Here is a 23,615-nt window from a genome sequence, read left to right on the forward strand (position 1 = left end):
CGCCTGAACATCGTGCCTCGCCGATGTTACTGAGTGCCGGGGCGGTGCGCCCAGAGTGGACGGTCGGCCATCCTCGACCGTTCAGTCGATCGCGGCCCGTGCCTCCAGCGGCACCTGGAGAAGATCCAGGCAGTTGCGCCACAGCATCTCCAGCTGGGCCGGATCGTTGAGCAGCTTCGCGAGCAGCACCCGTCCCTCGATCTGGGCGACGATGGATCGGGCCGCCTCCCGGCTGTCGACCGACGGGCCGGCCAGGCCGCTCTCCTTCGCCTCGACGACGACCTGCTCGATGAGATCGATCTGCTCGTCGAAGATCTCCTGAAGCCGAGCGCGGATCTCCTCGGCCTGGTTGCTGAGTTCGAGGGCGAGGTTGCCGAACAGGCAACCAGCGACCACCCCGGCCTTCTGTTGGCCGCTGCGCTGGATCTCCTCGGTCGCCTCGAACAGGTCCCGTAGCCGCCGCAGCGGGCTCTCCCCGCCGCCGAGCAACTGCTCCCACTGCCGGCGCTGGGTGGCCCAGTGCTCGTCGATGACGGTGCGGGCGAGCGCCTGCTTGGACTCGAAGAAGTAGTAGAAGCTGCCCTTCGGCACGCCGGCCACCGCGCAGATCTCGGCCACGCCGAGCGCCGAGTAGCCGCGCTGCTCGATCAGCGCGGCGGCCGCGTCGAGGATCTTGTTCCGCGCGTCACTGGTCCGTCCCATGCTTTGACGATACACGACCGGTCGGCTAGCTTTTAGTAGACCAGTCGTCTAGTAAGAGAGTTGGTTCTCTCATGAGCAGCACGCAGGGGCAGAAGGTCGTCCTGATCACGGGTGCCTCCCAGGGCATCGGCGCCGAGCTGGTGAACGCCTACCGCAAGCTCGGGTACGGGGTGGTCGCGACCTCGCGATCCATCGCCGGTTCCGACGACCCGGAGATCGTCACGGTCCGGGGCGACATCGCCGACGCGGACACGGCGCAGCGGGTGGTGGACGCCGCCCTGGAGCGCTTCGGGCGGATCGACACGTTGGTGAACAACGCCGGCGTCTTCGTCGCCAAGCCGTTCACCGACTACACCGACGAGGAGTTCGACCTGGTGACCGGGATCAACCTCGCCGGGTTCTTCCACCTCACCCGGCGTGCCCTGCCGCACCTGGAGGCCGACGGCGGCGGGCACATCGTCTCGATCACGACCAGCTTCGTCGACCAGCCCAACTCCAACGTTCCGTCGGTGCTCGCGTCGTTGACCAAGGGCGGTCTCAGCTCCGCCACGAAGTCCCTGGCCATCGAGTACGCGGCCCGCGGCGTACGGGTCAACGCCGTCGCGCCCGGCATCATCAAGACCCCGATGCACCCGGTCGAGACGCACCAGACGCTCGCGGGCCTGCACCCGATGGGCCGGATGGGCGAGACCGGTGACGTGGTCGACGCCGTCGTCTACCTCGAGTCCGCGCCGTTCGTCACCGGCGAGATCCTGCACGTCGACGGCGGCCAGAACGCCGGCCACTGATACGCGGGCACCGAGGAGGGCAGGCGGCGCCGGCACCCGGCCGCCGCCGCCCTCCCGGGCGAGACGGCTGGGTGCTCTCTCGCGGATCAAGGCTGAACCCAGAGGATTCGCGGGCAACGTCGTTGCTATATATACCGCCGTGCGATATATATAGCCCATGGAAATCAGTGAGCAGACGCTCCTGATCCTCTCCGCCCTCGCCGACCAACCTCGGCACGGCTATGCCGTGGTGACGGAGGTCGACGAGATGACCGACGGCAGGATTCGGTTACGCGCCGGCACCCTCTACGGAGCCCTCGACCGCCTCGTCACCCAAGGGCTCATCGCCCCGGACCACGACGAGGTGGAGAAGGGCCGGCTACGCCGTTTCTACCGACTGACCGACGCGGGGGCGGACGCCATCCGCGCCGAGAGCTTGCGGATGGCCACCGCGGTCCGGCTCGCCGAGGAGCGCCTCAACAAGCGCGCCGCCCGCACCGCCCCGCGCCTCGGGACCAGCGGATGAACCCCGGCATGAGCCCGCTGGAGCGACGTTATCGACGACTGCTGCGCCTACTGCCAGCCAGCCACCGCAACACCCGCGGCGAGGAACTGCTCGGACTGCTGCTGGACCTCGACCACGGCCGTCGACACCCAAGCCGGCACGAGACACTGAACATCATCGCCCTGGCGATCCGGCTGCGACTCACGACGCCGGTCACCACCGCGGCCCTCACCACCGGACTCAGTGCCCTGCTCGTCGCCGCCGGCACCCAGCCCGCCGGTGACACCCTGGACCTGTTCACCGGCGCCGTCCTCGCCACCGACATGCCGGCCATCACCTCCAGCTGGCCGCAGATGGTCGCGCTCGGCCTGCTGCCCCTCGCACCGCTGATCGCCTGGCTGTGCGGCGCGACCCGGACCGCCCTCACCCTGCAGGCGATGCTCCTGACGGTCACCGTTGGTTGGTTCCTCGTCGACGTGTTCAGCGGTGCCGGCCTGGGAATCGACCCCGGGCAACAACTCGTCGCGTACGCCGTACCGGTCCTGATCTTCGTCCTGCTCGCGATCGCTGACCGTGAGCGGTGGACCGCGCCCCGGCCGCGCCTGTTCTGGTGGTCCCTCGTCCCGCTCGGCACACTCGCCTGGAAGGGCACCGGGGAATGGGGACGCCACGGCGTGTACGTTCCCGACGCCGTGCCGACGGTCATCGGGATCCTCACCGCCGCCATCGCCGCTGTCGGCGTCGCCTTCGCAGTCCGCCGCCACCGGCCGGCGGTCGTCATCGGCCTCGGACTCACCGGCTTCGTCGCCGGCTGGCTCGTCCCCGACCCGCTGCTCTCCACCATGGCGATGCGGCACTTCGACGGTCAGCCGCTACCACTGGCAATCCTCATCACGGTGATCGCTGCCACCATGACTGGCATCAGTCACCTCGCCCGTCGCCACGAGCCCGAGGTGCGGTCGCTGCCACCCGATGAACCAGTGATGCGCTGAACACCAGCTTCGGGTCAGCGAGCGACCCTCAGGGTCGGCGAGACAGCACCTAGGCCGGGAGTTCGGCGAAGAACTGCCGCAGCGCGTCGGCGACCAGGGCGGGTGCCGTCCGGGTCACGAAATGTGACTGGCCGGCCCAGACGACGTGCCGCGCCGCCGGGATCGCCGTCGCGAGGGCTCTCATCGTCGTCGGCATCGGCTCCCAGGTGTCCGCGCCGGACAGCAGCAGGGTCGGCACCGTGATCGAGGACCACCGGGCGGTGTCCGTGCTGTCCCCGGCGAGCGCCTCGAGATCGTGCAGCCACCCGACCGCCGAGCGGCGTGCCTCCACCGGGTCGGGCCGCTGGGTGGCAGCGGCGGCGGTGAGCGCGGCGACGATCTTCGCCGGAACCCGGGTCACGCCGTTCAGCGCCGCCGCCATCGCCTCGGCGTCGGCGCGCTCGAAGGCGGCGCGGTACGTGTCGAGCAGAGCCGCGGTCTCCGCTCCGGCCGCGTACAGCGGGGGTTCGAAGACGGCCAGGGAGCGTACGTCGCGCGGATCAACCGCGGTGGTGTGCAGTGCCAGGGTCGCTCCGTAGGACGCCCCGACGAGATGGACCGGCTTTCCCGAGGGTCGGCGGGCCGCCGCCAAGACGGCGATCAGGTCGCCTGTCTCGTCCGCGAACGACTTGCGGCCGGGCGGTACGTCGCTCGGGCCGTACCCGCGCCGGGCCGGCAGCCACACCTCGTGGTGGTGGGCCAGGTGCTCGGCGACGGTGGCCCAGGAGTGCAGCCCACCGCCGGAGCCGTGCACGAGGACGACGGGGTCGCCGGTGCCCAGACGGCGGACCACCAGCCTGGTCCCGTCGGCGGAGGTGATGGACTCGTCGTGGCTGTTCACTTCTGCTCCTGCGTCTTGGTGGGCCAGTTGGTGAGCGTGGTGTGCACCGCGTCGAGGATCGAGCGCCAGGACGCGTCGACCGCCCGGGGATGCCCGAAACGTCGACGGTTTCGAGGCTGGTGAAGCCGTGGAAGGTGCTGCGGACGAAGCGCATCGCGTCGGTGCGGGCCGGTTCGTCGAGCCCGTACCCCCGCAGCGTCGCGTAGCTCAACTCGATCAGGCGCAGGTGCCCCGCCGAACCCGCGCCGACCTCGGGCGGCAACGGGAGCTGGGTCGCGGCGTACTGCCCCGGGTGGGTGACGGCGAACGCGCGCCAGGCGTCGGCGAACCCGACGAGCGCGTGCCGGCCGGCCCGTCCCGCCACGGCGAGCGCGAGTGCGTCGGCGAACGTGGCCGCCGCCCGGACCGCGACCTGCTCGATCAACGCGTCGCGACTGCGGACGTGCGCGTACAGGGCGGCGTCCGAGACACCGAAGTGTCGGGCGACGGCCGCGACGGTCACCCGGGACAGACCGACCGAGTCCGCCAACTCGGCGGCGGCGGCCGAAACCCGGGTGCTTGTCAAACCCTGCCGGGGCATGCCGGACCTTTCGCTCGCTAGGAAGAAACTTAGGGGCCCTAAGATAACAGCACCGAGGGGTCTCCTCTCCCGGCGGCCAGGTATGGACCGGCCGGTCGAGGGAAGACCGGCCGTTCCGCCGCCGAACGGGAGAGCCGGGATGAGAGCCGTCGTGTACGAGGACGTCCGGTCGGTCGAGGTGCGGGAGGTGCCCGACGCGGTGCTGGAGGCGGAGACCGACGTGCTGGTCCGGATCACCTCCACCGCCCTGTGCGGCACCGATCTGCACATGTACGACGGACGCACCAGCGCCGGCCCCGGGCTGGTGCTCGGCCACGAGCCGCTGGGTGTGGTGCAGGAGGCGGGCAGCGCGGTGCAGACCGTCCGGCCGGGCAGCCGGGTGGTGATTCCCACGCACCTGTTCTGCGGGACGTGTGTGATGTGTGCCCGTGGGCTCTCGGCCGCCTGTCTGCGGGCTCGGGCCGAGGGGCCGGGCGCGGCGTACGGCTACGCCGGCATGGGCCCGTACCGGGGCGCACAGGCCGAGTTGCTGCGGGTGCCGTGGGCCGACGCCAACTGCGTGGCCGTGCCCGGTGAGCCGGGGGACGCGCACGAGGACGACTTCGTCCTGCTCGCCGACGCGTTCGTCACCGGGTGGCACGCCGCCGCCACCCTCGCCGAGGTCGAGCCCGGCGACACGGTGGCGGTGTTCGGCGCCGGCACCATCGGCCTGCTCGGCGCCTACTCGGCGCTGCTGCGCGGCGCGCGGGTCGTGTACAGCGTCGACGGCGTCGACGCCCGGCTGGACAAGGCCGGCGAGATCGGCGCCGTGCCGATCGACTTCCGCCGGGGCGACCCGGTCGAGCAGATCCGCGCCGACCGGGCCCGGGCGGGGTTGCCGCTCGGCGCGGAGAAGTTGGGTGGGGTCGACAAGGTCATCGACGCGGTCGGTTTCCAGGCCCGCGACCGGGAGCGTCCTGACCGGGAGCGTCCGAACCAGGTCATCGCCGACGCGGCCCGGCTGGTCAACGCCGCCGGCGCGATCGCGGTGGCGGGCGTGTACCCGGAGCGCGACCCGCACCCCGGCCCCGGCGCGGACGGCCAGGAGGACCTGGTCGCGCCGTGGGGAGCGCTGTTCAGCAAGGGGGTGGCGGTCCGGTTCGGTCGCACCCACGACCGCCGTTACACGGTCCTGCTGCGGGACCTGATCGTCGCCGGCCGAGCGCGACCCAGCATGATCGTCACCCACCACGGCACCCTCGCCGACGCCCCTGAGCTGTACCGCCGCTTCGACCGCCGGGAAGACGGGGTGATCAAGGCGGTGCTGCGCCCGTCCTGATCGGCCGGCATGGCGGGCGCGGTAGCGGCGGACCACCCCGATTCACTCTTAAGGGACGTTAAGTCACCTGTCCGCTTCCTGGTCCTGAGCCTGACCAGATGATCATTGTCGATCCGGTCGGCGGGCAGAGGCGTGGGTCACACAGTCGACCGAGGATCGTCGGGCCGTCGTGGATGCGACGGGAGCGTCCCGGCGCCATCAAGATCATTCAATGACGAGGGGCGCGCTGCCCGCCGCCCCCGCTCCGGCCGGTGATGGATCGTGCCTGGTGGCGGGCCTGTCGAGGGTGACCGGAGTCGATCGTGCGTCGTCTTCCATTTGACAACGTTGCCACCGACAGGCCAAGGTGCCCCCAGGGGCTGTTGAGGTAGCTGTGACGGGCGAATACTCTGCTACGTCTATATTGCCGGATTGTTACTTTTTCAACAGCCTCTCGCCTTGCGGATGGCCCTTCGGCCGCAATACGTTGCCGTCAACAACAAAACCAAGTGAAGGTTCAACCTTCCGGAGGCAACCGATGACGTTGGCGAGGTGGTACGAGCGATGAGCGACGTGCCCATCCTCCTTGAGATGCGCTCCATCACCAAGGAGTTCCCTGGAGTCAAGGCCCTCTCCGACGTCAACCTGGTGGTTCGCGCCGGCGAGATCCATGCCATCTGCGGCGAGAACGGTGCGGGCAAGTCCACGCTGATGAAGGTGCTCAGCGGGGTCTACCCGTACGGCAGCTACGACGGCCAGATCGTCTACCAGGGTGCGGAGGCCAGGTACTCCGACATCCGGGCCAGCGAGAACGCCGGAATCGTGATCATCCACCAGGAGCTCGCGCTCATTCCGGGCATGTCGATCGCCGAGAACATCTTCCTCGGCAACGAACCGCGCAAGCGGGGCGCGATCGACTGGAAGGCCGCGAACCGGATGGCCCTGGACCTGATGGCCCGGGTCGGTCTGGAGGAAGACCCGGACACCCTGGTCAAGGACATCGGCGTCGGCAAGCAGCAGCTCGTGGAGATCGCCAAGGCGTTCGCCAAGGACGTGAAGCTGCTCATCCTGGACGAGCCGACGGCCGCGCTCAACGAGGCCGACTCCCGGCACCTGCTGGACCTGCTGCGCGGCTTCCGCTCGCGGGGCATCACCTCGATCATGATCTCGCACAAGCTGAACGAGATCGAGGCGATCGCCGACCAGATCACCATCCTGCGGGACGGCCGGACCGTGGAGACCCTCGACGTCAAGGCGGACGGGGTCGACGAGGACCGGATCGTGCGGGGCATGGTCGGCCGCGAGCTGAGCAGCCGCTTCCCGGACCACACCCCGAAGATCGGCGACGTCTTCTTCGAGGTGCGTAACTGGAACGTCCGGCACCCGATCTCCGCCGAGCGGCAGGTCTGCAAGAACGAGAGCTTCGTGGTGCGCCGTGGCGAGATCGTCGGCTTCGCCGGCCTGATGGGCGCCGGCCGCACCGAACTCGCGATGAGCGTCTTCGGCCGCTCCTACGGGGTGTACGAGTCGGGGACGATCATCAAGGACGGCAAGGAGATCGTCCTGAAGTCGGTGGCGGACGCCATCGACAACGGGCTCGCGTACGTCAGCGAGGACCGCAAGGCGCTCGGCCTCAACCTGCTCGACGACATCAAGACGTCGACGGTGGCCGCCAAGCTGGCCAAGATCTCGCACCACGGCGTGCTGAACGAGGTCGAGGAGTACCAGGCGGCCGAGGCGTACCGCAAGGAGTTGCGGACCAAGGCCCCGACGGTCGACGAGAGCGTCTCCAAGCTCTCCGGCGGCAACCAGCAGAAGGTCGTCCTGGCCAAGTGGATGTTCACCGACCCGGACCTGCTGATCCTCGACGAGCCGACCCGCGGCATCGACGTCGGCGCCAAGTACGAGATCTACGGCATCATCCAGCGGCTCGCCGACCAGGGGAAGGGCGTCATCGTCATCTCCTCGGAGCTGCCTGAGCTGATCGGGCTCTGCGACCGCATCTACACCGTGTTCGAAGGCGCCATCACGGGCGAGATCGCTCGGGCGGACGCGGACCCGGAGACCCTCATGAAGCAGATGACCTCGACGAAGAAGTTGGCCACCCGATGAGCCGTATCAAGGACCTTCAGAAGAACCTGTTTGGAGGCACGACCTCCAACGCCCGCCAGTTCGGGATGATCTTCACCCTGGTGGCGATCGTCCTGATCTTCCAGATCTGGACTGATGGGCTGACGCTGCGGTCGGACAACCTGATCGCGCTGTTCCAGCAGAACTCGTACATCCTGATCCTGGCCATCGGCATGCTCATGGTGATCGTCGCCGGGCACATCGACCTCTCGGTCGGCTCGGTTGCCGCCTTCACCGGCATCCTGGTCGCCAAGTCGATGACGGAGTGGGACCTGCCCTGGCCCGCCGCCATCGTGTTCGGCCTCGCCATCGGCGCGGTGATCGGCGCCTGGCAGGGCTTCTGGGTGGCGTACATCGGGGTGCCGGCGTTCATCGTCACCCTGGCCGGCATGCTGCTGTTCCGCGGCGGCAACCAGTTCATCGGCAACGCGCAGAGCATTCCGGTGCCGGAGGGCTTCCGGGAGATCGGCTCCGGCTTCCTGCCCGAGTTCGGCCCGAACACCGGCTACAACAACGCGACGCTGCTGCTCGGTCTGGCCGCCGCGGTGGCGGTGGTGTGGCGCGAGCTTCAGGCCCGCAAGACCCGTCGGGCGATGGACGCCGACCCGGCGCCCATGTGGATCTCGATCCTGCGGATGGCCGTCATGGTCGGGGCGATCGCCTTCGCGGCGCTGCGCTTCGCCAGCGGTCGCGTCGGCACCAGCTTCCCGATCTCCGGCATCATCCTGGTGGCGCTGGTCATCGCGTACTCCTTCTACACCCGCAACACGGCCGGCGGCCGGCACATCTACGCGGTGGGCGGCAACTCCCGGGCGGCCGAGCTGTCCGGCGTGAAGCTCAGGCGGGTCAACTTCCTCGTCATGATGAACATGTCCGTCCTGGCCGCGCTGGCCGGCATGATCTTCGTGGCCCGTTCGCAGGCATCCGGCCCGCAGGACGGCAACGGCTGGGAGTTGGACGCCATCGCCGCGGTCTTCATCGGTGGCGCGGCCGTCGCCGGCGGCATCGGCACCATCAGCGGTTCGATCGTCGGTGGTCTGGTCATGGCCGTGCTCAACAACGGCCTCCAGCTCCAGGGCGTGGGCACCGACAAGGTCCAGATCATCAAGGGCCTGGTCCTGCTGCTGGCCGTCGCGCTCGACGTCTACAACAAGAGCCAGGGCCGCTTCTCCATCATCGGGAGCCTGATGCGGCCGTTCCGCCGCGAGGACTCCACCCCACCCGCCTCACCGCCGGACGCGGAGCGCGAGCCCGCCAAGGCAGCGGTGTCCGGCTGACGGCCACCGACCTCTCCACCCGTCTCACATCCAGAAAGGCAAGTCCTCACCATGCGTAAATTCTTCGGCACGTCGGTGGTGGCCATCAGCGCCGCCGCCATGCTGGCCCTGGCCGGCTGCGGCTCCGGCCGCGACGGCGACTCCGGCAGCTCGGGTGGCGGCGACGCCAAGGGCTTCGCGGCGAACTCCCTGATCGGTGTCGCCCTGCCGGCCAAGACCTCGGAGAACTGGGTCCTCGCCGGTGACCTGTTCAGCAACGGTCTCAAGGAGGCCGGTTTCCAGGCTGACGTGCAGTACGCCGGCGCGTCGACCACTGTCGCCGACCAGCAGGCCCAGATCACCGCCATGACCACCAAGGGCGCCAAGGTCATCGTCATCGGCGCGACCGACGCCGCGCAGCTGGCGACCCAGGTCGCCGCGGCGCACGCCGCCGGCGCCAAGGTGATCGCGTACGACCGGCTCATCACCAACACGCCGGACCTCGACTACTACGTCGCGTTCGACAACTTCAAGGTCGGCCAGCTCCAGGGCCAGGCCCTGCTGGACGGCATGAAGGCCAAGAAGCCGAACGGCCCGTACAACATCGAGCTGTTCTCCGGCTCGCCGGACGACAACAACGCCGGTGTCTTCTTCAACGGTGCGATGGACGTGCTCAAGCCGGAGATCGACAAGGGCAACGTCGTCGTCGCCTCGGGTCAGAAGGACGTCAAGCAGACCGCCATCCAGGGCTGGAAGGCCGAGGGTGCGCAGGCCCGCATGGACCAGCTGCTGACCTCGACCTACGGCAGCAAGGAGCTGGACGGCGTCCTCTCCCCGAACGACACCCTGGCCCGCGCGATCCTGACCTCGGTCAAGGGCGCTGGCAAGCCGATCCCGGTGGTCACCGGCCAGGACTCCGAGGTCGAGTCGGTCAAGTCGATCGTCAAGGGTGAGCAGTACATGACGATCAACAAGGACACCCGCAACCTGGTGAAGGAGACCATCAACATGGTCAAGGCTCTCCAGGCCGGTAACGCCCCGCAGGTGAACGACACCAAGTCCTACAACAACGGCAGCAAGGTCGTCGACACGTTCCTGCTCCCGCCGGTCGCCGTCACCAAGGCGAACGTGGTCGAGGCGTACGCCAACGACCCGAAGCTCGCGCCGCTCACCAAGTAATCACCGCACGGTAGGCAGCAACGCCGATGGGTCCCGGATCTCCTCTTCCGGGACCCATCGTCGTCCTCGCGCCCCCGCACCAACCGGCATCGACCCGGAAGGAGGTCTGACCGTGGCGACACCCGTCCGGTCCAGGCCAGCCGGCGTCGGCCGCAATCCCGAATCCCCGCTGCCGTCGCTCCCCGGCGCCAGCCAGGAGGAGATCCGGCGGCAGAACCTCGGCGCTGTACTGCGCTACACACACCTACACGGGCCGACGTCCCGGGCTGAGCTGACCAGCCGGCTCGGCCTCAACCGGAGCACCATCGGCGCCCTCGCGGCGGATCTGGTCGCCAGTGGCCTGGTCACCGAGGAGGCACCGACCAGCACCCGCCGCGCCGGCCGCCCCTCACTGGTGGTCAGTCCCCGCTCCGACCGGGTCTACGCGCACGCGTTGAGCATCGACGCGGACCGGCTGCGTGCCGCCCGGGTCGGTCTCGGCGGGCAGATCCTCGATCGGCGGGAGATCGCACGACCCACTGGCATGTCGGCGGTCGACGCCGTCGGGCCCCTCGCCGACCTGGTCCGTGACATGGAACGGTCCGTGGCCAGCGACACGCTGCTGGTCGGCGGTGCCGCGGCGGTCACCGACACCACCCGTGACCCAGACGGGCGGGTCCGGATCGCCAGCATCGACGAGACGCTCGGCAGCGCGCTAGCGGCGGAGTTCGGTGCCGGCCCCGGATTCGTGGCCGGTGACCTGGCCGACATCGCCGGCCTGGCCGAGCACGTCCGTGGCGTCGCGGTGGGCATCGACGACGTCATCTACCTGCACGGTGACCTGGGCATCAGCGCCGGCATCATCGTCGGCGGCCGACTGATGATCGGTCACCGGGGCCACAGCGGCAAGGTCGGTCACATGGTGGTCAACCCGAACGGCCTGCCCTGCGGCTGCGGCTCACGTGGCTGCTGGGAGACCGAGATCTCCGAGGCGGCGTTGCTGCGACACGCGGGCCGGGATCCGAGTGACCGCGCCGCGGTGGCCGAGGTGCTGCGCGCGGCGGCCGACGGCGACCGGACCGCCCGGGAGGCGGTCGAGCAGGTCGCCGACTGGCTCGGCTTCGGCGTGGCGAACCTGGTCAACGTGGTCAACCCGGACGCCGTGGTGTTCGGTGGGTCGCTGCGCGACATCTTCACCGCCGGGGCGGAGACGGTTCGCCGTCGGTTGGACACCATGCCGCTGCCGGGCGCCCGGGAGCACCTGCGGTTGCGCGCCGCCGCGCTCGGCCGCGACGCCGTCCTGATCGGCGCCGCCGAACTGGCCTTCGACAAGCTGCTGGCCGATCCGCTCAACGTCGGCGTCGCCGGTTCGGCCGACTGACAGGTGTGCGTGGGCCGGCTGGCAGCGGTGACCGTCGGTCACCGCCGACGGGGCGGCTGGCTAGGGGATCTCCCGCACCACGCTGGTGCCGCTGCCCGGCCGGGACTCCCAGGTCCAGGTCTCGCGCAGCTCCAGGCGACCGTCGGCGAGCGTCCGCACCTCGGTGGCGCAGTGCCCGGAGGATGTCGCTCCCTCGACATTGAGTTGGACGTAGCGGAAGTCCACCCGGTCGCCCTCGCGGGTGCCGACGAGGTAGCCGCGCCGGATGGCGCCACCGGCGTACTCGGCCCACACGTCGCCGGCCCGCTCGTGGTACGCGAAGACCGTCTCGGTGCCCACCTCACCGGCCACCACGTCCGTCACGGCGGCGAACCGCCGGCCATCCAACGAGATCGTCATGCACCGACGCTAGTCGCTGTCATCGTTCCCGCGGTTGGCCGGCTGAGCCGCCGACGGCCGCGCCCCCGGTGGCGCACACCACCGGGGGCGCGCTCGATCAGCCAGCGGGACGCAGCACCCGGCCCGGTCCGGCGGCGTTGTCGGCGGCTGCCTGGCTGCGTTGGGTGCCGGTGACGCAGACGTCGTCGCCGATGAACGCCTCCCGCCACACGTAGCCGGCGACGCAGGTGTGCGGACCGTACGGGCCACTGACCCAGCGGCTCGCGGCGACCGCGTTGTCAGCGAGCACCTGCGAGCGGGTCGTGCCGGTGACGCAGACGTAGTCGGACTGGTCGGCGTCGCGCCAGACGTACCCGCTGACGCAGGTGTTCGGGCCGGACACCAGCCGGGCCGGGTTGCGCCGGGACGCGGCGGCGGCGTTGTCGGCGGCCGCCTGGCTGCGCTGCGCCCCGGTGACGCAGACGTCGTCCCCGGCGTACGCCTCGCGCCACACGTAGCCGGCGACGCAGGTGTGCGGACCGTACGGGCCGTTCACCCAGCGGCTCGCCGCGGCGGCGTTGTCCGCCCACACCTGGCTGCGGGTGGCACCCGTCACGCAGACCAGATCGCCGGCCCGGGCCTCCCGCCAGACGTACCCCTGTAGGCAGCGGTTGACCACGTCGGTGGTCACCGTCACCGAGGCGGCGTTGCCGGAGATCCAGTTGACGCTGATCTGCACACCGTTGGCGTTGAGCGCCTGCGCCGGGCCGCCGCCGGGGCCGGTGCGCAGCAGGGTCGGGGTGCCGTCGCGGACCTCGTGCAGCAGCACGGTGTCGGCCGGGATGCCCGCGCTCCAGCCGGTCTTCCGGCGGAACTCGACTGTGTAGTAGTGGAACAGGTCGGCCGGGTCGAAGGGGATCCGGACCAGCTGCGGGCCGCTCGCGGCGGGGACCTCCAGCGGGGCCAGGGTGAGGGTACGCGAGCCGACGCCGTCGGCGGCCATGGTGAACACCCGATTCTTCGGCAGCCAGCCCAGCTCGTCGCGGTGCGGCCCGTTGAGCCCGACCGCGCTGGTGCCGTAGTTGGCGGTGCCGAAGGCGTGGATGTGCATGGCGCTCATCTCGTCCCACGGGTCGTCGTACTCGCCGGGCTGCGACCACGGCGCGTTCTGGTACGTCGTGTCGTTGGAGAACGAGTGGCCGAGGTTGTACCCGTGCAGCATCTCGTGCGCGGCGAAACCGACGTTCCAGGCGCCCGGGTCGAGTAGCACCCGGCCGCCCGCCGCGCCGGAATCCACCCAGTCGTTGAGCATGACCGCGACCCGGTTGCCGGCGGGCACCGCGTAGCCGGCCGCCGCCGCGGTGTCCACGCAGCGCTGCGTGCGGGTCCACCTGTCGGTCGTCTGGAACTGCGCCAGGGTGTACGGCATCGTGTACCAGCCCCGCACCACCGAGCCGGCCAGCGACACCCGCCCGCCGGACTGGTCGGCGAGGTAGTCCGCCACCCCGCCGGTGCCGACCCCGGCGGAGGTGAGGAAGTTGGCGAAGTGCGACGGTGGTTGCGGCTCCGCCGGCTTGTCGCTGAACTTGCACAGCAGTACCGACCAGGGGGTCGCGTTCCGGATCGGGCTGGCGGTCGCCGGGGCGGCCGGCAACGCCACCGCGCCCAGCACGGCGCAGGCGAGCGCCACCGCCGACGCGGTGACCCGGTGGAGGATTTTCGACTTCACGCGTGCGCTCCCATCCCTGTGGCCCGTCGGACGCGGGCTCTGCGGCCCACATCGGAGCACTTTCCGTGATTGGGCAGACGCGTTGAGTCGCGTTCGCGACGGGCTGGAATCCGACTCGCTGGTCGGCGGGATGTCGTGGTCGTCCCCGGCGAGCCGGCAGGTGTCGGTGCTGCCGGTGAGCCGGCGGTCGTCGGGGGCGTCGCGGGGGTGCGCGGGTGGACCCGGCCGCGCTCGGGCAGCCCTTCACCTCGGAGGTGACCCGGGCCGTGCACGAGGAGTGGCACGACCTGGCGTCCTGGCTGTCGCTGACCGTCGAAGGCCTGCGCTGACGGGTGATCGCCGGGGCCCCCGCGCCCCGACGAGCACCCGTCACCGGGAATCCGGTCCGGCGTCGCCGGCTAGGCGATCCGGCGGACCCGGCGCACCGCCAGGTAGAGCAGCAGCACGGCGAGAGCGACGAAGATGGCCGTCTCGATGCCCTGGAACAGCCAGAACCGGTCCGCCGGCTGGTAGAGCTGCCAGTTGTACGCGCCCGGTTCGAGGCCCAACTCGGACCCGCAGACCCGACCGTCCGGCCCCTTCCCGCCCGGCGGGCACTGGATCCGGGTGTCCTCCGCGATCATCGTCCCGTCCGGGTTCCGCACGCCCTGGGTGAGGATCCAGTCCCCCCGGCTGATCTCCGGTGGCCCGTCCCCCTCGATCGGGAAGGTCTGGGTGCGGGCCGGCTGGTAGTGCGGTCGGGCCAGGATCTCCACCGCCGCCCGTACGCCGATGAACCCGGCGAGGGTGATGCCCATGGCGGGCAGCATCCGCTTCCACATCGTGCCGGCGAAGACGCCGAGCGCGACGGCGAAGAGGGTGTAGCCGATCGGCGCGATGCCTTGCAGGTCGAAGACGATCATGCCGAGCCGGCCCTCGTACGCGGCCTGGGTCAGCGGGTCGACCCACCACGACATGCCCAGCCCGTAGACCGCCGCGAGGACCACGACGGCCGCGCCCACCAGCCCGAACTTCACCAGGGCCCAGCGGGTCCGGCCGACGCCCTGGGTCCAGACGAACCGGTGCGTGCCGTGCTCCACCTCGCGGGCGACCAGTGGTGCACCCCAGAACAGGCCGACCAGCACCGGCAGGGTGATCAGCAGTACGGCCACCAGGTTCAGGCTGCTGTACTGGTTGCCGAAGCGGCGGTAACCCGCGTCGCAGGCCTCCCTGGTCGCCGCCGCCACATTGGTGTCCGCGAGCTGGCGTGCGCAGTCCCCCAGCTCGAGGTCGGAGAAGGTGTGCCGCATCGACAGACCGATCGGCACCAGCAGGGCAGCCAGCGCCGCGAGCGCCAGCAGGGTGTAGAACGCCTGCTTGCGGTGTTGCCGCCAGGTCAGCCAGATCATGCTGCCACCCCCCACTCGCTGTGACTGGTCTGCGTGGTGCCGTCGGCCAGGTAGGCCAGTACGACGTCCTCCAGGCTCACGTCGCGGACCGTCCAGGCCGGATCGGTGACCGGCCCGTCGGTGCGGACGAGCAGTGTGGACTGCCGATCGGTGTGGCTGGCCCGGACCACTGCGGCGACGCCCCCGATGGCGCCGCCGTCGTGGCGCGGCCCGACGAGCTGCCGGTGCTCGGCGACCAGGTCGTCGACCGCGCCGGTGAGCTGCACCTGGGAGGCGTTGAGCACGATCAGGTAGTCGCAGACCCGTTCCAGGTCGGCCAGCAGGTGTGAGGAGAGCAGGACGGTGGTGCCTGACTCCGCGACGCTGCCCATCAGTGACTGGAGGAACTCACGCCGGGCCAGGGGGTCGAGGCTGGCGACCGGCTCGTCGAGCAGCAGCAGCCGGGGTTGCTTGGCCAGCGCCAGGGCGAGTGCCACCTGGGCGCGTTGGCCGCCGGAGAGCTTGCCGACCGGCCTGTCCGGTGGGATGCCGAGCTGCGCCAGCCGGGTGCGGGTCAGCGCCGCGTCCCACCGCTTGTTCAGCTTGCCGCCGGCCACGACCAGCTCGGAGGCGGTGAAATCCCGGTACAGCGGGGTGTCCTGGGCGACGAAGCCGATGTCGGCCAGACCCTCCGTGTCGCCGTACGGCGACCGGCCGAACACCCGGACCGTGCCCGCGTCGGGTTGAGAAGCCCGACGGCCAGGTGCAGCAGGGTGCTCTTGCCCGCGCCGTTCGGGCCGACCAGCGCGGCGATCCGGCCAGCGGGCAGGTGCAGCGAGCAGTCCCGCAACGCCCAGGTGCTGCCGTACCGCTTGCCGAGCCGGTCTGCCTCCAAGACCATGTCCATCCCTTGTCCTCTCGTTTCGTTCATGCGGGCTCCTTCTGCGGGGCGTCGTCGGCGAGGGTGGCGCGCAGTGTCGTCTCCACCAGGGCGATGACGTCCTCGGCGGTGAGGCCGGCCGCCTGCGCCCGGTGCAGCCAGGCGACCAGGTCGTCGCGTAGCTCGGCCTGATTGGGCAGGGACGCGCCGGCCAAGGTGCGCTGGACGAACGTGCCCACCCCGGGTCGCCGCCGACCAGACCCTCGATCTCCAACTCCCGGTACGCCTTCAGCACCGTGTTCGGGTTGATCGCCAGGGACTGCGCGACGTCCCGAACCTTTGGCAACTGGTCGCCCGGTGTCAGCAGGCCGACCCGCAGTGCCTGCTTCACCTGCTGCACGAGCTGCATGTAGGTGTTCACCTTCGACCGGCTGTCCAGTACGAACTCGATCACTCGTGATGATCCTTCCTGTTGTCCTACGACAGTAGGACTAATAGACAGCTTCATCGGTGCCGCCACCGCTGTCAAGCCCGGCACGGCCGGTGTCACCCGAACCGTGCGCTCCTCGACCGAGCTGGCACCGGCGGGCCACTGGTTGGCACCGACGGGTCAGGCCGACGGGAAGGGACCGGTGGGGATCCGGGTGCACGGGGAGGTGTTCGATGGTCACCAACGAACTGACGACATCGAGGGCGACGCCACTACAGGCCGCTCGCGCCCGAGGTCGCGTACGCGGTCGGCTGATCCTGCTCGGCCCGGCCTTCGTCGCCGCGGTCGCCTACGTCGACCCGGGCAACTTCGCCACCAACTCCGCCGCCGGCGCCCGCTACGGCTACCTGTTGGTCTGGGTCGTGGTGGTGGCCAACCTGATGGCGATGCTGGTGCAGACACTCACCGCGAAGCTGGGACTGGCCACCGGGCGCAGCCTGCCCGAGCTGTGCCGGGAACGCCTGCCCCGGCCGGTGAACCGGGTGATGTGGGCGCAGGCCGAGCTGGTCGCCATGGCCACCGACCTGGCCGAGGTGATCGGTGGAGCGGTCGCCCTGTACCTGCTGTTCGGCATCCCCCTGCTACCCGGCGGGATCATCATCGGCGCGACCGCGTTCGCCGTGCTCGCCCTGCGCTCGCGCGGATTCCGGGCCTTCGAGATCGCCATCGCCGTGGGGCTCGGCGTCATCGTCCTGGCCTTCGCGGCGAACCTGCTCGCCGCCGGCTCCGACCCGGGCTCGGCGATGGCCGGTCTGGTGCCCCGGCTCCAGGGCACCGACAGTGTGCTGCTGGCCGCCGGCATCCTCGGCGCCACCGTCATGCCGCACGTCATCTACGTGCACTCCGCGCTGACCCGCGACCGCATCCCCGCCACCGACGACACCGAACGCCGGATCCTGCTCCGCGGCCAGCGCACCGACGTGCTGCTCGCCCTCAGCGCCGCCGGCGCGGTCAACCTCGCCATGCTGCTGATCGCGGCGGCCAGCTTCCGGGGTGGCGGGCCGGGCGGCGCGGACAGTCTGGAGGGGGTGCACGCCGGGCTCGGCCAGACCATCGGCACCGCCGCGGCCTTCGGGTTCGCCGTCGCACTGCTGGTGTCCGGGCTCGCCTCCACCAGTGTCGGCACCTACGCCGGAGAGGTGATCATGCAGGGCTTCCTGCGGCGGCGGGTGCCGCTGCTGCTGCGCCGGCTGGTCACCCTGCTGCCCGCGCTGGCCGTGCTCGCCATCGGCCTCGATCCGACCCAGGCGCTGGTGCTGTCCCAGGTCATCCTCAGCTTCGGCATCCCGTTCGCGCTGATCCCGGTGGTCATCTTCACCCGTCGGCGGGACCTGATGGGCAACCTGGTCAACCACCCGCTCACCACCGCCGCCGCGTCAGTGGTGGCGGCGCTGGTGGTCGCGCTCAACGCCTTCCTGCTCTGGCAGGTCGCCGCCGGCTGAGCCGGCTGGTCGAGCGCCGCCGGCTGAGCCGGCTGGTCGAGCGCCGCCGGCTGAGCCGGCTCGGTCGAGCGCCGCCGGCTGGGTCGGCGGCGCTCGGTGGGTGGCCGTCAGGTGCGGCGGCCCTCGTCGCGGGTCGGGATCTCCTGGCGCTGTTCGAGGGCGTCGGCCGGGTTGGCGTCGGCCGGCAGCGAGGTTGCCTCCTCCAGCGTGCCCGCTGGCAGGGCACCCTGTTCGGCCAGATCCGCCTCCGCCGCGTCGGGGTCGACGTCACCCGACACCCGGTCCGGCGGCCCGTAGTCGACGGCGTCCTGCCGCTGCTCGTGCGCATCCGCCTCCGGGGGAGGGAACGTGTCGCCCTGGTCCGTGCTCATCGGAACCTCCTACCGGCGGGTGTCGACATGCCGCCGGGGCGCTGCCTACCCCGGACCGTCGCACTCAGGCCTGCATCCGGTCAAGATCCGCGCGGTTTCCGGGAAAGTGCTGCCCCCGACGCGGCGCTCTCCCGGTACCCGCGTGGATCCTGACCGGCCGAGGAGGGTCAGGCGGCCGGGGGCTAGTCGGCGCGGCAGGGCCCGGCGCTCGGGCCCGGTACGGTCATCGGTGCCCCGAGATCGACAGGTGCCGGGCCGCCCGAGCAGGTCAACGCACTCGCCCGGCCACCGGCGAGGGTGGGTGCCGTCGCCGTGCCGGTCACCGCCAGCGGGCCGGTCACCCGTGCCCCCACCAGCGTGACGCGGCCGGTGGTGCCGGTCAGCGCCACCGCCCCGCGTACCTCGGTGTTCAGCAATTCCACGGCGGAGGCGCGGGACGAGGTGAGACTCCCGGCGATCGAGGAGGCCTCGGCGACCACCGCGGCGCCGGGTGCGACGGTGACCGGGCCGTGCACTGTCGCCGCGCGTAGGCAGGTGACACCGGCGCTGACGGTCAGCGGGCCGGCGTGCCGACCGCTGACCACTGTGGTGCAGGCCGGCGGTGGCGGGAGCAGGGTGGCCACGAACGAGCGGGACGCCCCGATGTTGCCGACCGCGTCGATACCCCGGTATTCGATGGTGTGCCGGCCGTACCCGGGGGAGCGCTCGGCGAACGGGGACACCGACAGGCCCCCCGAGCCGAGGTTGCCGTAGACCAGGCCGTCCACGTCGGTGCCGGTGGCGGTGAACAGGAACGGCGAACGGGCGTCGGTGGGCCAGCCGTAGTAGTTGTGCCACCCGTCGCCGTCGAGTCGGAACTCCGAGGTGACCTGCCCGGCGGTGTCGTCCGTGCCGGTCAACCCCATGGTGAACGGGCCGTTGTACACGTACTCGGTGGGTCGACCCGGCCGGATGACGGTGAGCAGGGGCGCGGAGAGGTCGTACCGGACGTCGGGGGCGCTCGCGTCGACCGTCCAGGTGCGGGTCACCACCTCCCGGGTCGTCGGGTCGCTGACGTGGGCGGTCAGCCGGTGGGTGCCCCGCGACAGGCGCAGCGCGCCGAGATCGACGTCCCGGTCGGTGCCGGTGTCCGCCAGCGCACGACCGTCGAGCGACCAGCGCACGCGTGGTGCCCGGTCGGTGGGCTGACTGGTCTGCACGTACACCACGTCCGGTGCGGCCACCGGCCGGTCCGTCGCGGTGGACCCGGTGATCGCGAGCGGCGTCGCCACCGGCGGGGTACGCAGCCCGGTGTCCACCGTCCACGTGCGGGTCTGGGTCAACGACGGTGAGCTGCGGACCGCCGGGTCGCGGACGAAGTCCGTCGGGTCGCTGACCGTGGCGCTGACCGTGTGCCGGCCGGGGGTCAGCCGCAGGGTTCGCAGGTCCAGGTGTCGGGCGTTGCCGGTACGCGGCACCGCACGGCCGTCCACCGACCAGGTCACGGTCAACGCGTGGCTCACCGGGTGCAGGGTGTCCACCCAGAGCAGCCGGTCCGCGCCGACCGCCTGGTCGGTGGCCGTGCCGCCCGGCAGGATGCCGACCCGGCCGGCGATCCGCTCGGTCATCCGCTCCCGGCCGACCTGGTCGAAGTAGAAGCCCAGCGACTTCATCATCGAGTGCTGGCTCGGCCGCCACACCCCGCGTTGCAGGTACAGGCCGCCCTCGTAGCGGCCGATCGTGCCACCCGCCTCGCTGGGCTCGCCCAGCCAGCGCCACCACTTGGCCCGGGTGTCGCGCATCTGCCGCTCGGTCAGCACGGTGTGGTGCACCGAGTCCGGCTCCGGGCCGCTGTAGGTGTCGCCGGGAACCCCACGGCCGTAGTAGTCGTACTCGTCCTGTAGGCCGCCGAGCGAGTGGCCCAGCTCGTGCGGGCTGATCAGCGCGGAGAGCGCGTTGCCGCCGGAGGCGGTGGCGTTGCTGCCGCCCGCCCCACCGTAGGTGCCGCTGTTGGCCAGGGCGATCAGCTGCCGGTTACCCGGGTTGGTGCCGACGGCCAGGTCGGCGTACGCGTTCGCGGCGGCACCGTTGACCGTGAGCAGGCGTTGCACGCTGGCCGGGTTGCAACCGCCCCAGAAACCCATGTCCAGCGCGGTGTCCCGGCGCGGCGCGGTCAGGCTCGGGTCGCAGTCCACCCCGGACTCCGGGGAGACGATCTCGACGGCGTAGACGTTGAAGTAGCTGCGGTAGGACTTGAACGGTTCAATCGTCCACAGGGTGTTCAGGTGCCGGTCCACGTGTGACCGGAAGGTGGGCAGGTCGGCCTCGGTGTAGCCGTCGCCCAGCAGCACCAGGTTGAACCGCTTCGCCGGGTCACCGGTGACCTGGATCGGCACCACCGTGGCGCTGGCCGTCGGCACCGCGCTGGCCGGTGTGGCGACCGCGAGCCCCGCCGCGACAAGTGCCGCGACGCACAACCCCGCTCTGAAACGCACAGTGCGCCCCCTCCGTGTGCCGGGCCGTCGTCGTCCGGGCCGGTCTCGTCCGGGCCCGTCGTGACCGCGGTCACCCTGACCGTACCGGGGTTCCGGCCGATCTATAACCCTCCGGGGTCCGTTGTGGAGTGGGCCAACGGCCGTCCTCGCGGCGCAGCGGCCAATCCCAGCGCCGACAGCACGCACACCGCGCCGACCAGGAACAGCAGCGAGGCGGCCGGCTGGCCCAGCCACTCCCAGAACGGGTGCCAGGCCGGGTGTGGTTCGCCACGCTGGTGACGCAGCAGGGACGGGGTGGCCAGCAGCACCGGCAGCCACCACAGCACCACGGCCACCCCGAGCAGGCCGTGCACCCCGCCACGGCGTCGACGTCCCTCGGTGCGGCGGCTGACCCAGCCGAAGAGCACCCAGCCGGCCAGCGCGCCCAGCAGCGTGCCGAGCACCCCGGCCGGGACCACCAGGGGCGGTGGCGCGCGGCGCAGTTCGACCGCCAGGTAGGAGGCTTCGGGAGCGGTCTGCGAGGAGATCGAGGCGGTCAGGATGGTGTTGCCACGTTGGGCGAGCAGTGTGGTGTTCGTGATCGCCAACGGGGTGGCGCAGATCTTGTCCCCGCAGCTGAGGCCACCGGTCACCTGCGGGTCGTAGACCCGCCAGCCGGCAGCGGTGAGGCGCTCCCGGGCCACCGAGACGATCTGCTCGGCGGGCACCGGCGGCGCGCCGAGGGCGGTGGCGCTGGTCGCGCTCTCCTGGTACTCACCGCCGTCACCCAGCACCAGGGTCTTGACGGTGCGCAGCCGCAGCGCGTGCCCGTAGACGACGAAGAGCGCGGGCGGGGTGTCGATGTCGCCGAGGTCGTGCCCCGGAAAGACCTCGGTCAGGATGGCGGCGGCCTCGGCCCGGTCGGGCTGCGGTTCAGACGTCTCCCACGCGGCCCGGCTGGCCAGCGCGCCGGTGAAGAGGCCACCGATGACCGCGGCGAGCGCCACCCAGACGACGGCGGCGCCCCGGGCCGGCCGAAGGAGGCGGCCGAGTGGCAGGCCGCCGAGGCGGTTGACCCGCGCGGTGTCGGTCACGGCAGGGCCACCCTTCAGCGTCGGACCAGGCTGGCGACAGTACATCGACGTGGGTCCGGGCGCGTCCCGTGATGACCACCGCCGGTGGCCGGGATCGGACAGGATGGGCGGGTGGCCGGGTCACGGCCACGACGAGGAGGGTGGGCGATGCGGGGACCCGGACGGTTGACCTGGCGGCGGCGGCGTGCTGGTGCGGGGGCGGTGCTGACCGCCCTGCTCGCCGGGGTGCTGCCGCCGGCCGTGCTGCTGACGTCGGGCGCCGCCACGGCGGGCGCGGCGGCGCCCGGGACGCCGGTCTGCCAGGTGCGCGACGAGCGGCTCCGCGAGATCTCCGGGATGGTCGCCACCGACGAGGGGTACGTAGTGATCAACGACGGTGCCGAGGACGAGGCCCGTCGCCGGATCTTCTTCCTCGACCAGCGCTGCGCTGTGGTGCGGACCGTGTCCTTCCCGTCCCGCCCCCGCGACACCGAGGACCTGGCCATCGGCCGCGACGGCACGATCTGGGTCGCCGACATCGGTGACAACGACCGGTCCCGACCCACTGTCGCCCTGTGGCGGCTCGCGCCGGGGGCGAAGCAGCCGGTGCTGCACCGGATGACGTACCCGGACCGCCCGCACGACGCGGAGGCGCTGCTGCTCGACACGGCCGGTCGGCCGTTGATCATCACCAAGGGCGGCAGCGGCACGGTCTTCCTGTACGCGCCGACCGGCGCGTTGCGGCCGGGCGCGACGACGCCACTGGCCGCGCTCGGTCAGGTGACAGTGCCGACGACCAGCACCAGCAACCCGTTCTCGTTCCTCGGGCGCGGCGTGATCACCGGTGCGGCGAGCGCGCCGGACGGACGCCGGGTGGTGCTGCGCAGCTACGCCGACGCCTTCGAGTACGACGTGCCCGCCGGCGACGTGGTCCGCGCGCTGACCGCCGGCACCGCGCGGATCACCCCGTTGCCGGACGAGCCCCAGGGCGAGTCGATCACCTACAGTCGCGACGGCCGGTCGTTGCTCACCGTCTCCGAGTCGGCCGACCAGCCCTCCGGTACCCGCCCGACGATCCTGCGGTATCCGGCCACGGCCTCGACGGTCACCTCGGCGCCCCCGCCGGAGTCCACCGGCCCAGCGGCGCCCACAGCCGTCCGTCGGGCCGCGGAGGAGGTCGGGGGCGGCGGTGAGCGGACCTGGCCGCTGGCGGCCGGAGCCGGCACACTGCTGGCCCTGCTCGCGCTGGCCGGTGTGCTGGGGTGGAGGCACACCGCACGGCGGTGAGCCGGGCCGGGAGGTGCGGCAGGATGGGGGGATGTCCGTCCTGTCCACGTTGCGTCACCCGATCATCGCCGCTCCGATGGCCGGCGGTCCCTCCACGCCGGCGCTCGTCGCCGCCGTCTGCGCGGCCGGCGGGCTGGGCTTCCTGGCCGCCGGAATGATCGACACCGGCCGGCTGACCGACGACATCGCCGAGGTGCGCGCCCGCACCGACCGGCCGTTCGGGGTCAACGTCTTCCTGCCCGACCCCGGCGGCGTCGACGAGGCCGCCATCCAGGCGTACGCCGAGCGGCTCGCCCCGCAGGCCGCCGCACGTGGGGTGCGCCTGGGCGAACCGGTGGGCGGCGACGACGCGTACCCGGCGAAGCTGGCCGCGTTGCTCGCGGACCCGGTCCCGGTGGTGTCCTTCGCGTTCGGCCTGCCGACCGGGCGGCGGTGGCCGCGCTGCGCGAGCGCGGCACCGAGGTGTGGGCCACGGTGACCCGCCCGGACGCCGCGAC

Annotated in this window: 19 protein-coding genes and 3 pseudogenes; 11 read left to right on the plus strand and 11 right to left on the minus strand. The window is 71.3% G+C overall.

Translation table 11 applies throughout. The annotated features are described in order from the left end of the window. Nucleotides 1–81: 81 nt before the first annotated feature. Nucleotides 82–702: a TetR/AcrR family transcriptional regulator gene (locus tag JM949_RS02385; RefSeq protein ID WP_203146809.1), complete on the minus strand. Its 621-nt coding sequence runs from the start codon at nucleotides 700–702 to the stop codon at nucleotides 82–84. A gap of 71 nt (nucleotides 703–773) precedes the next feature. On the opposite strand from JM949_RS02385, the gene JM949_RS02390 reads away from it, so the two are divergent. The 3 genes from JM949_RS02390 (at nucleotide 774) to JM949_RS02400 (ending at nucleotide 2,966) form a co-directional block, all read left to right on the plus strand. Continuing rightward, complete coding sequence (locus JM949_RS02390) at nucleotides 774–1,490, plus strand: SDR family NAD(P)-dependent oxidoreductase (protein ID WP_203146810.1); 717 nt, start codon at nucleotides 774–776, stop codon at nucleotides 1,488–1,490. Between the two features lie 157 nt (nucleotides 1,491–1,647). Continuing rightward, a complete protein-coding gene (locus JM949_RS02395) occupies nucleotides 1,648–1,995 on the plus strand; it encodes a PadR family transcriptional regulator (RefSeq protein ID WP_203146811.1) in 348 nt (115 codons plus the stop codon). Continuing rightward, the gene (locus JM949_RS02400; RefSeq protein WP_203146812.1) at nucleotides 1,992–2,966 is read left to right on the plus strand and encodes a hypothetical protein; all 975 of its coding nucleotides are present in this window, start codon (nucleotides 1,992–1,994) and stop codon (nucleotides 2,964–2,966) included. The genes JM949_RS02395 and JM949_RS02400 overlap by 4 nt, the downstream gene beginning before the upstream one ends. 49 nt (nucleotides 2,967–3,015) lie before the next feature. Here the strand turns inward: JM949_RS02400 and JM949_RS02405 are convergent, their stop codons facing one another. Continuing rightward, nucleotides 3,016–3,846 (minus strand): alpha/beta fold hydrolase, encoded by an 831-nt coding sequence (locus JM949_RS02405; protein WP_203146813.1) that lies wholly within the window; start codon nucleotides 3,844–3,846, stop codon nucleotides 3,016–3,018. Nucleotides 3,847–3,964: 118 nt separating this feature from the next. Continuing rightward, nucleotides 3,965–4,426 (minus strand): annotated as a pseudogene (locus JM949_RS02410) (TetR/AcrR family transcriptional regulator); the annotation flags it as partial. Nucleotides 4,427–4,565: 139 nt separating this feature from the next. On the opposite strand from JM949_RS02410, the gene JM949_RS02415 reads away from it, so the two are divergent. The 5 genes from JM949_RS02415 to JM949_RS02435 all read left to right on the plus strand — a co-directional run bounded on the left by JM949_RS02415 (nucleotide 4,566) and on the right by JM949_RS02435 (nucleotide 11,648). Further along, on the plus strand, nucleotides 4,566–5,744 hold the full coding sequence (locus JM949_RS02415) for an alcohol dehydrogenase catalytic domain-containing protein (RefSeq protein WP_203146814.1): 1,179 nt from the start codon (nucleotides 4,566–4,568) through the stop codon (nucleotides 5,742–5,744). 543 nt (nucleotides 5,745–6,287) lie between these two features. After that, nucleotides 6,288–7,835 (plus strand): multiple monosaccharide ABC transporter ATP-binding protein, encoded by a 1,548-nt coding sequence (gene mmsA / locus JM949_RS02420; RefSeq protein ID WP_203146815.1) that lies wholly within the window; start codon nucleotides 6,288–6,290, stop codon nucleotides 7,833–7,835. Further along, nucleotides 7,832–9,130, plus strand: a complete 1,299-nt coding sequence (mmsB, locus tag JM949_RS02425) for a multiple monosaccharide ABC transporter permease (RefSeq protein WP_203146816.1) — start codon at nucleotides 7,832–7,834, stop codon at nucleotides 9,128–9,130. The genes mmsA and mmsB overlap by 4 nt, the downstream gene beginning before the upstream one ends. A 51-nt stretch (nucleotides 9,131–9,181) precedes the next feature. Further along, nucleotides 9,182–10,288 carry a substrate-binding domain-containing protein gene (locus JM949_RS02430; protein WP_203146817.1) on the plus strand — a complete coding sequence of 369 codons (1,107 nt, stop codon included), beginning with the start codon at nucleotides 9,182–9,184 and terminating at the stop codon, nucleotides 10,286–10,288. Between the two features lie 112 nt (nucleotides 10,289–10,400). Beyond that, nucleotides 10,401–11,648, plus strand: a complete 1,248-nt coding sequence (locus JM949_RS02435) for an ROK family transcriptional regulator (protein ID WP_203146818.1) — start codon at nucleotides 10,401–10,403, stop codon at nucleotides 11,646–11,648. A gap of 60 nt (nucleotides 11,649–11,708) precedes the next feature. Here JM949_RS02435 and JM949_RS02440 read toward each other — a convergent pair whose 3' ends face one another. From JM949_RS02440 to JM949_RS02460, 5 genes and pseudogenes are all read right to left on the minus strand, one after another. Then, on the minus strand, nucleotides 11,709–12,047 hold the full coding sequence (locus tag JM949_RS02440; protein ID WP_203146819.1) for a hypothetical protein: 339 nt from the start codon (nucleotides 12,045–12,047) through the stop codon (nucleotides 11,709–11,711). Between the two features lie 97 nt (nucleotides 12,048–12,144). Continuing rightward, the gene (locus tag JM949_RS02445) at nucleotides 12,145–13,755 is read right to left on the minus strand and encodes a hypothetical protein (protein WP_203146820.1); all 1,611 of its coding nucleotides are present in this window, start codon (nucleotides 13,753–13,755) and stop codon (nucleotides 12,145–12,147) included. A 398-nt stretch (nucleotides 13,756–14,153) separates the two neighbouring features. After that, a complete protein-coding gene (locus JM949_RS02450) occupies nucleotides 14,154–15,143 on the minus strand; it encodes a transporter (protein WP_203146821.1) in 990 nt (329 codons plus the stop codon). Then, nucleotides 15,140–16,029 (minus strand): annotated as a pseudogene (locus JM949_RS02455) (ABC transporter ATP-binding protein). The gene JM949_RS02450 and the pseudogene JM949_RS02455 overlap by 4 nt, the downstream one beginning before the upstream one ends. A 20-nt stretch (nucleotides 16,030–16,049) precedes the next feature. Beyond that, nucleotides 16,050–16,456, minus strand: a pseudogene (locus JM949_RS02460) (GntR family transcriptional regulator). Between the two features lie 209 nt (nucleotides 16,457–16,665). Between JM949_RS02460 and JM949_RS02465 the strand changes: the two are divergent. Beyond that, on the plus strand, nucleotides 16,666–17,934 hold the full coding sequence (locus tag JM949_RS02465) for an Nramp family divalent metal transporter (RefSeq protein WP_203146822.1): 1,269 nt from the start codon (nucleotides 16,666–16,668) through the stop codon (nucleotides 17,932–17,934). Between the two features lie 107 nt (nucleotides 17,935–18,041). Here JM949_RS02465 and JM949_RS02470 read toward each other — a convergent pair whose 3' ends face one another. The 3 genes from JM949_RS02470 to JM949_RS02480 form a co-directional block, all read right to left on the minus strand. Continuing rightward, nucleotides 18,042–18,305 (minus strand): hypothetical protein, encoded by a 264-nt coding sequence (locus JM949_RS02470; protein ID WP_203146823.1) that lies wholly within the window; start codon nucleotides 18,303–18,305, stop codon nucleotides 18,042–18,044. Between the two features lie 182 nt (nucleotides 18,306–18,487). Further along, nucleotides 18,488–20,779, minus strand: coding sequence for a M64 family metallopeptidase (locus tag JM949_RS02475; protein ID WP_203146824.1), 2,292 nt, complete (start codon nucleotides 20,777–20,779; stop codon nucleotides 18,488–18,490). Nucleotides 20,780–20,880: 101 nt separating this feature from the next. Then, a complete protein-coding gene (locus JM949_RS02480) occupies nucleotides 20,881–21,852 on the minus strand; it encodes a hypothetical protein (RefSeq protein ID WP_203146825.1) in 972 nt (323 codons plus the stop codon). 147 nt (nucleotides 21,853–21,999) lie between these two features. On the opposite strand from JM949_RS02480, the gene JM949_RS02485 reads away from it, so the two are divergent. Beyond that, on the plus strand, nucleotides 22,000–23,118 hold the full coding sequence (locus JM949_RS02485; RefSeq protein ID WP_238432432.1) for a hypothetical protein: 1,119 nt from the start codon (nucleotides 22,000–22,002) through the stop codon (nucleotides 23,116–23,118). 31 nt (nucleotides 23,119–23,149) lie between these two features. Then, nucleotides 23,150–23,596, plus strand: coding sequence for a nitronate monooxygenase (locus JM949_RS02490; protein WP_203146826.1), 447 nt, complete (start codon nucleotides 23,150–23,152; stop codon nucleotides 23,594–23,596). Nucleotides 23,597–23,615: the final 19 nt, after the last annotated feature.

It is taken from the genome of Micromonospora tarensis, assembly GCF_016803395.1.
Lineage (GTDB): Bacteria > Actinomycetota > Actinomycetes > Mycobacteriales > Micromonosporaceae > Micromonospora > Micromonospora tarensis.

What these genes read in the sequence shown, in the direction of transcription:
- JM949_RS02490 (WP_203146826.1), top strand. Translation starts at nt 23,150, where the DNA reads ATGTCCGTCCTGTCCACGTTGCGTCACCCGATCATCGCCGCTCCGATG.
- JM949_RS02440 (WP_203146819.1), bottom strand. Translation starts at nt 12,047, where the DNA reads ATGACGATCTCGTTGGATGGCCGGCGGTTCGCCGCCGTGACGGACGTG.
- JM949_RS02465 (WP_203146822.1), top strand. Translation starts at nt 16,666, where the DNA reads ATGGTCACCAACGAACTGACGACATCGAGGGCGACGCCACTACAGGCC.
- JM949_RS02415 (WP_203146814.1), top strand. Translation starts at nt 4,566, where the DNA reads ATGAGAGCCGTCGTGTACGAGGACGTCCGGTCGGTCGAGGTGCGGGAG.
- JM949_RS02450 (WP_203146821.1), bottom strand. Translation starts at nt 15,143, where the DNA reads ATGATCTGGCTGACCTGGCGGCAACACCGCAAGCAGGCGTTCTACACC.
- JM949_RS02485 (WP_238432432.1), top strand. Translation starts at nt 22,000, where the DNA reads ATGCGGGGACCCGGACGGTTGACCTGGCGGCGGCGGCGTGCTGGTGCG.
- JM949_RS02385 (WP_203146809.1), bottom strand. Translation starts at nt 702, where the DNA reads ATGGGACGGACCAGTGACGCGCGGAACAAGATCCTCGACGCGGCCGCC.
- JM949_RS02390 (WP_203146810.1), top strand. Translation starts at nt 774, where the DNA reads ATGAGCAGCACGCAGGGGCAGAAGGTCGTCCTGATCACGGGTGCCTCC.
- JM949_RS02430 (WP_203146817.1), top strand. Translation starts at nt 9,182, where the DNA reads ATGCGTAAATTCTTCGGCACGTCGGTGGTGGCCATCAGCGCCGCCGCC.
- JM949_RS02470 (WP_203146823.1), bottom strand. Translation starts at nt 18,305, where the DNA reads ATGAGCACGGACCAGGGCGACACGTTCCCTCCCCCGGAGGCGGATGCG.
- JM949_RS02395 (WP_203146811.1), top strand. Translation starts at nt 1,648, where the DNA reads ATGGAAATCAGTGAGCAGACGCTCCTGATCCTCTCCGCCCTCGCCGAC.
- mmsB (WP_203146816.1), top strand. Translation starts at nt 7,832, where the DNA reads ATGAGCCGTATCAAGGACCTTCAGAAGAACCTGTTTGGAGGCACGACC.
- mmsA (WP_203146815.1), top strand. Translation starts at nt 6,288, where the DNA reads ATGAGCGACGTGCCCATCCTCCTTGAGATGCGCTCCATCACCAAGGAG.
- JM949_RS02400 (WP_203146812.1), top strand. Translation starts at nt 1,992, where the DNA reads ATGAACCCCGGCATGAGCCCGCTGGAGCGACGTTATCGACGACTGCTG.